The 7,545-nt window shown below is 52.0% G+C and carries 4 protein-coding genes and 1 tRNA gene; 3 read left to right on the forward strand and 2 right to left on the reverse strand.

Going from position 1 to position 7,545, the window contains the following annotated elements:
* Together LKE08_RS25625 and petH are read left to right on the forward strand one after the other, a co-directional pair.
* Nucleotides 1–3,543, forward strand: coding sequence for a PAS domain S-box protein (locus LKE08_RS25625; protein WP_324707124.1), 3,543 nt, complete (start codon nt 1–3; stop codon nt 3,541–3,543).
* 336 nt (nt 3,544–3,879) lie between these two features.
* Entirely contained in the window at nt 3,880–5,085 is a 1,206-nt protein-coding gene (gene petH, locus LKE08_RS25630; protein WP_324707125.1) for a ferredoxin--NADP reductase, read from the forward strand.
* 142 nt (nt 5,086–5,227) lie between these two features.
* Here petH and mazG read toward each other — a convergent pair whose 3' ends face one another.
* A complete protein-coding gene (mazG, locus tag LKE08_RS25635; protein WP_324707126.1) occupies nt 5,228–6,082 on the reverse strand; it encodes a nucleoside triphosphate pyrophosphohydrolase in 855 nt (284 codons plus the stop codon).
* 81 nt (nt 6,083–6,163) lie between these two features.
* On the reverse strand, nt 6,164–6,805 hold the full coding sequence (locus LKE08_RS25640; RefSeq protein ID WP_324707127.1) for a metal-binding protein: 642 nt from the start codon (nt 6,803–6,805) through the stop codon (nt 6,164–6,166).
* A 71-nt stretch (nt 6,806–6,876) separates the two neighbouring features.
* Here LKE08_RS25640 and LKE08_RS25645 point away from each other — a divergent pair.
* A tRNA-Val gene (locus tag LKE08_RS25645) sits at nt 6,877–6,948 on the forward strand.
* Nucleotides 6,949–7,545 lie beyond the last annotated feature (597 nt).

Consider the following 7,545-nt stretch of genomic DNA (forward strand, 5'->3'; position numbering starts at 1 on the left):
ATGCCCCCCAAACGAAACCCGAAAGCAAACCCGGCAATTCTCGACCGCGACATGATGGATGATTGCCGACACATTCGCTCCGTCGTTGCCGACATTCCGGGGGTTATTTTTCAATATGTCATCTCGGCGGACGGTGACGGTGAATTTACCTACATCAGCCCCGGATTCTCGGAGATTTACGAGATCGAAGCGATCGATAAAAAACGTCTGTTCGAGTTGATTTGGGGGGTTGATGACGGGGAAAATTCTGCCGATATTATTTCTCCAAGTCGATCCTATCAGCGACAGTGGCAATACGTCAATCCCGGCGGTCAAATCAAATTGTTATTAACCCGAGCTCGACCCAAAAAAGGAGAAAAAAATGAAATTGTTTGGAATGGGACGGTTGTGGAATTGGCGGGCGATCGCACCCTGGAATTGAACGATCAATATAATGCTGATTTCCTTCATAACGGTCAATATTTATTTGATAAAACACTCGGTTATAATCCGGACGAATTCTTGAAACCGAGCCGGCGAAAACTCCTGATTGCGGTCCAAAAGCGAATCAGCGAATGGCTGAAAAATCGCCGGGAAATTGCCCGACTGTTCGATCACATTATCGATCTGGTCGCCATCCTCAACCCGGAGGGAAAAATTAAGTTTCTCAACCCGGCTTGGGAAAGGGCGATCGGACGGGATTTGAATGAGTTGATAGACGGTCAATTTTCCGAACTCGTCCCTGATGAAGATCGAGATCGAGTATTGGCAGAGTTTGAAAATTTAAAACGGGGAAATATCGCCACATTTGACACCCAATTTTTGAGTCAAAACGGGGCAAAAAAGTGGATGTCTTGGACGTTCGTTCCGGTTCTGGATTTCGATGCCATCTATGGTGTCGGTCGGGATATTACGGAAAATAAAGCGATCGAGCAAAAGTTGCGGGAAAACGAGGAACGGTTCCGCACCGTGGCGGATTTTACCTATGATTGGGAATACTGGATCGATCCCGACGGAAAAATGCGGTACGTCTCCCCGTCATGCGATCGCATCACCGGATATCCGGCCGCAGCATTTTTAGCCAATCCGACGCTTTTGGAACAGATTATTTTTGCGGACGATCGCGATCGGGTACTTGCCCATTTGAATGGAGAATCGACTGAGGATGAAGGGGTAGAATTTGATTTCCGAATTGTCACCCGCGACGACAAAATTCGCTGGATTGGTCATATTTGCCGGCCGATTTACGACGTGGCGGGACGGTATCGGGGGCGGCGGGCCAGCAACCGAGATATCACCGAACGGAAGGAAACCGAAAAGGCGACGATGCGGCTGACCCGGGACTTGGAAATGGCCCAGCATATCGCCCACGTCGGCAACTGGGAATATAACGTCGCCACCCAAGAAATTAACTGGTCCGAGGAACTGTTCCATATTTTCGGTTTGGCGGAAACAAAAACAAGTCCGACCTTTAAAAAATTGATCGAACTCATTCATCCCGAAGATCGAGAGATGTGGCTGCAGAAAGTCGAACGAGCGTTGTCAGAAGGAGTCTCCTACGAAATCGACCATCGAATTATTCGGCCCGACGGGGAAATCCGCTACATTCACGGCCGGGGCGAAGTGGTTCGGAACGAAGCCGGACAGGTTTTGCGGCTGTTTGAAACGGCGATGGATATCACCGATCGCAAAACGGCGGAAATCGATTTACGCGATCGCGAACAGTTCCTCAGCAGCATCTACGACGGCATCGAACAGGCGATTTTTGTGATTGATTTAACTCCCGACAATGATTTTCGTTATGTGAGTTGGAACCCGGCAAGCGAACGAATTACCGGGATCAAATCCGAGCAGATCCGAGGCAAAACCCCCGCAGATATTTTCGACCCTGAATATGCCGAAATTTTTCGATACCACTACCAAGATTGTATTGATCGAGGGACATCTGTCTGTTATGAAGAAACGGTCAATTGGAATAACAAGGAAATTTTTGTCCTCACCACCCTCAATCCAATTTTTGATGAATCCGGGCGGATGTATCGGATCGTCGGTACTTCCTTCGATATCAACGATCGCAAAAAAATGGAAAATAATTTGAGGCGATCGGAGACTCAACTGCGGGAGCTTGCCGAACGGGAAACCCTGCAAAATTTCATCACCGATTTAATTCGCAATTCCCTCGACCCCGACACGGTATTGCTGACCACAGTTTTGGAAATTCGCCGTATTTTGGATATCGATCGCACCTACTTTGTCTGGTATCGAACCGACTCAGAACCCCCGGAATGGGAAGTCCGCAAAGAAGCCAAAATCGATAGCTTGCCCAGCATCACCGAACTCTATCCCGGCGACGCCCTGCACCCGGTCAGCCCATATGTTTTGGCTGGAGAACCCATCCAAATTGATGATATCATCACCTGTACGACCCCGGCGATCCGCAATTTTTTCCTCGTCCTGGAATTTAATTCGGTGTTGATTTTACCCATCCAAACCCAGCAGCAAAAAAAAGGTGCGTTGGTGTTGGCACACTGCCAGGACATCCGCCCTTGGACGAAAAGCGAAGTGGAATTGTTGGAGGCGATCGCCAATCAGTTGGTTATCGCTTTGAACCAAGCCGAATTGTATACGGAAACCCAAGAAGCCGCCCGGATTGCCCGGGCGCAAACGGAAGCCCTCGAAAAAACCCTGCACCAACTCCAACAGGCTCAGGTGCAGTTGGTTCAATCCGAAAAAATGTCGAGTCTCGGACAGATGGTGGCGGGGTTAGCCCACGAAATTAACAACCCCGTCAGTTTCATCTACGGCAACATCACCCACGCCCAAGAATATACCCAAGATTTGGTCGGGTTGATCGAACTGTATCAAAAACACTATTCCGAACCCGACCCGGACATAGAAGACGAAATTGAGGCGATCGACCTGGAGTTTTTAATCGAAGATTATCCCCGGATTTACAAATCCATGAAAACCGGAGCCGATCGCATCCGAGATATCGTCAAATCCCTGCGGACCTTCGCCCGACTCGACGAATCGGAGGTCAAAGATATCGACCTGCACGACAACATCGACAGCACCCTGACGATCCTGGAAACCCGTTTGAAAGAAAAACCCAAACACCCGGCGATTCAAATTCAAAAGCAGTACGGAGAATTACCCCGCATCGAATGTTACGCCGGACAATTGAATCAGGTTTTGCTGAATTTGTTCAATAACGCCATCGACGCCATCCACGACCGCGATCGCGATCGGTCCCTCGAAGCGATCGTTTCCGACCCGAGCTGTATTTGGATCAGCACCATACTCACGGAAGCCAAAACCGTCCAAATTCGGATCGCCGACAACGGCGTCGGCATGAGTCCCAAGACGGTGGCCAAAATCTTCGATCCCTTTTATACGACCAAGCCCGTCGGTGCGGGGACGGGTCTGGGCCTGTCCACCAGCTACCAGATTATCGTGGAAAAGCACGGGGGTACCCTGCGCTGCGTCTCCCAGGAGGGGGTCGGAACCGAGTTCGCGATCGAAATTCCCCTCACCCTCCCCCGTCCGCCCGCAGAATCGCGCTGACATTTCCCGGCGGCGACCCCCCACCCAAACGCCTCAAACCCTCACGATATCAAGCTTTTTCGCCCTTTCCGCTCCCCCACATGGGGGCCGGTGGCGGGGGACTCGCGACGGAAAACTGATGGGAAACCGGGGTCTGACAGGAAGACAGGGAACAGGAAGCGGTAGAATAGTTCAGAGTGTGACAGATTCGGGAAATTGACCGACCCCTCCCCACCGGAGGGGAAGAGGATTTGTCCGAACTATTTAAGTCAATTGCACCTTAAAAAGAGCTGAAACTGATCGATCTGTCACAGTTTGTGGGTGAATAGCTCGGTATTGTTAAGGGAGAAATCGCGAATGTACAGTCCAATTGGAACTGGTGTTGCCATGAAGACGGGGGCCGCCGGCCGTGTCTTCGTATTTGAAGTGGAGGGAATGCGTCAGGGGCAAAACACTGACAACTTCAACTATCCCATTCGTCGCAGCGGCACGGTCTATCTGACCGTTCCCTACGAACGCATGAATCAGGAGATGCGCCGGATTTCCCGGATGGGAGCTAGGATTGTCAATATCTTCCCGGCGGGGGAAGCGCCTCCGAGTGCGAGTCAGGCAGCACCAGAGAACGGACAGAAGAGCCAATCATCTGGAACTAAAAGCAAACCCATGACTCATGCGAAATCTGCAACGGATATTCCCGTTAATATTTACAAACCCAAAAACCCATATATTGGCAAATGCTTGTCCAACGAAGAGTTGGTGAAGGAAGGGGGAAGCGGGACTGTTCGTCACTTGATTTTTGATATCGGGGGCGGCGACCTGCGCTACCTCGAAGGTCAGAGTATTGGGATCATTCCTCCGGGTACCGACGACAAAGGCAAACCCCATAAATTGAGACTGTATTCGATCGCCTCGACCCGCCACGGCGACAATGAAGACGACAAGACGGTTTCTTTGTGCGTCCGCCAGTTGGAGTACCAACACCCCGAAACCGGGGAGACGGTCTACGGCGTTTGTTCGACTTACCTATGCAACCTGGAACCCGGGGCGGATGTCGCCATCACCGGACCGGTGGGTAAGGAAATGCTGCTTCCCGATGACGAGAATGCCACCATCATCATGATGGCAACGGGAACCGGGATCGCGCCCTTCCGCGCCTTCCTGTGGCGGATGTTCAAGGAAAAGCACGAAGATTACCAGTTCAAAGGCTTGGCTTGGCTGTTCTTCGGTGTCCCCTACACCCCCAACATCCTTTATCAAGAGGAACTCGAAGCCTTGCAGCGTGAGTTCCCCGAGAACTTCCGCCTCACCTACGCCATCAGTCGGGAACAGCAGAATTCCGAAGGCGGCAAGATGTACATCCAACATCGGATTCAAGAAAATGCCGATGAATTGTGGCAGTTGATCCAGAAACCCAACACCCACAGTTATATTTGTGGTTTGAAGGGAATGGAAGGCGGCATCGACGAAGGGATGTCCAACGCGGCTGGCAAGTTCGATGTCGATTGGTCCGAGTATCGGCGCCAACTGAAGAAAGAAAAGCGCTGGCACGTCGAAACCTACTAAGGTTTGAACTCGGCACATTTTTCGGGCGCGGCGAAAGGGCCGCGCCTTTATTTTTTGTGGAAGACAAGAGGGCGCAAGCCCGGGGCCCCTACCTAGCTCAAATCATCTGCTGAAGATGATTGGGGAGTTGGGCGGATAATTGTCAATCCTTCCCGACTCCTGAGTCCCTAATACCGACTTCTGCAGCCGCGATCGCGGCTTTGGCCCGATCCCACAACGCATCAAGTTCGGCTAAAGTGTAGTCAGATAGGGGGCGATCGCAGGCCGCTTCTACCATGGCAAATCGGCGGATGAATTTGTGGTTGGTTTCCCGCAACGCTTCGTGGGGATCGATATCATACCACCGGGCTAAATTGACTAAAACAAATAGGATATCGCCCAATTCCCCTTGTTGGCTGGCTTTATCTTCGTGACGGAGGGCCTGTTCAAATTCGCCGACTTCCTCATGGAATTTATCCCAAACCCCCTCGGCATTATCCCACTCGAAACCCACCGCCGCCGTCTTTTTGGAGAGCTTCATCGCCGCCATCAGGGGGGGGAGTTGGCGGGCATAACGGCTCAGTTTTCCACTCAAGGACTGCACTTCCGGGGTATCGCCGTTTTCGGTATCTTTAATTTGCTCCCAGTTTTGGCGGACTTCCTCGACGCTATCGACGGTGACATCTCCGAAGACGTGGGGGTGGCGGCGGATCAGCTTTTCGGTGATGCGGGAGGCGACGTCGGCGAGGGAGAATTGATGGGATTCGCTGGCAATTTGGGCCTGTAAAACCACTTGTAGCAGCAAATCGCCCAGTTCGTCCGCGATCGCATCCGGGTTCCCGGTGGCGATCGCATCCACGACTTCATAGGCTTCTTCGATGACGTAGGGGGTGAGGCTTTGGGGGGTTTGGGCGAGATCCCACGGACAGCCCCCATCGGGCGATCGCAGTTGGGCGACCACATCGATCAATTCCTGCAGGGCTTTCAGGGTGTCGGGTGAGTTGGTAGACTCGGACATGGTGTTGAGTGTGAGTAATTGCTTTTTTAGGATAAGATAATCGAAAATTTTTCCGATTCCCCACTCCCGACTCCCGACTCCCTACTCCCGACTCTTCTTCGAGGAGCGTCGGGTCGTTTTTTTGGCCGAACCCGACGGGGAGGCGGAACGGGAACGGCGGGAGGTGGAGGTTTTGCGCTTTTTTGGGGGGGCGGGTCGGGGGAAAAATTGAGATACCCCCTTGGTTTGCAGGCGTTTGTAGGCGGACGACCCCCAGTCACTCAAATAGTGGCTCATCGCCCCGAGTTCCAAACCGGAGAAAATGGCGATCGCTTCGATGTGGTGTTCGGCCAGCGATCGCACCCCGTCTTTTGCCCAACTCGAAACGTCCCATTCCACCTGTAGCAGAAAATTGGCTGCGATCGCCACCAGAATCGCAAAAATCGCCAGCCAAGTCCCGAGGTAGAGCACCCGCAAAGCCGTGCCGATAAACGGGCCGTGGGAGAGAAATGATCGGTGTCGCAGGCTGTTTTGGTAGGGTTGCCACATCCACCGCAACCACCCCCACCGCTGGAATTGGCGGGAGTCGATGTCGAGATCCGGACCGAACATCAGGCCCCCGAACAGAAAGCTGGCAGACACCAGTAAGGTCAAATGGCTGCTGCGGGTCTGTCCGAACGTCAACCCCGCCACCAGTGGCAAGCTCCAGAGAGTAATGCGATCGTGGGTTTTGCCGGAGGGCATTGGCTGGGGGTGCGAAAAATTGTTTCCTTATTTTACAGGTTGCTGGTACAATGGAGAACAGCGCAAAACTGGGGCGATTAGCTCAGTGGTAGAGCGCCTGCCTTACAAGCAGGATGTCACTGGTTCAAATCCAGTATCGCCCATTTGTGGGAAAATACCCACTCTGACTCGATTCTACACAGTGACATACTGCTGGTAAGGCAGGCGCTACACTCTTTTTGCACTCAATACATACCTAGCACACTGGCCAACGAGTGTAAACCCAGTGATTTTTTAGTCAACTAGCACATACCCTGTATTCTGTCAAATCAAGTATTCACTCTCTCTCCCCAAGTCGGGCGATCGCATATTCTGCAAAACCACATTGGTAAAACCAATGTGGTAACAGGAAACCTGTATCACCCTGTACCTGTTGCCTATGTTTTGTACAGCGCGCTGTACAAAATGTTCGTCGCGTCTAACAGTTTTTTTTGACCGATGTCAGGAGTTACTTACGGAATGGGACGATAGCTTGAAAGCCCTGCGGCTTTAGCCCAGGGATGAAAAGCAACGGCGGCTTGAGCCGCATTCTTACGCCAGATATGCTAGTATAAGGAAATGATTGTACTTGAGTTCAAAGCACGGGTAAAGCCTGCCCAGGCTACCGCTATAAACGAGGCGATAGTGCGATTCGTTTGGGAATGAAATAAGGCTGAAATGCCTGAAATAACCTCCCAGTAAGGCTTCCATCCCCTTGGATG

It is taken from the genome of Lyngbya sp. CCY1209, assembly GCF_035615495.1.
Taxonomy (GTDB): Bacteria; Cyanobacteriota; Cyanobacteriia; order Cyanobacteriales; family Microcoleaceae; genus Limnospira.

Excerpts from the sequence above, each read along its gene's own strand:
- LKE08_RS25625 (WP_324707124.1), top strand. The coding sequence starts at position 1 with ATGCCCCCCAAACGAAACCCGAAAGCAAACCCGGCAATTCTCGACCGC.
- petH (WP_324707125.1), top strand. The coding sequence starts at position 3,880 with ATGTACAGTCCAATTGGAACTGGTGTTGCCATGAAGACGGGGGCCGCC.
- mazG (WP_324707126.1), bottom strand. The coding sequence starts at position 6,082 with ATGTCCGAGTCTACCAACTCACCCGACACCCTGAAAGCCCTGCAGGAA.
- LKE08_RS25640 (WP_324707127.1), bottom strand. The coding sequence starts at position 6,805 with ATGCCCTCCGGCAAAACCCACGATCGCATTACTCTCTGGAGCTTGCCA.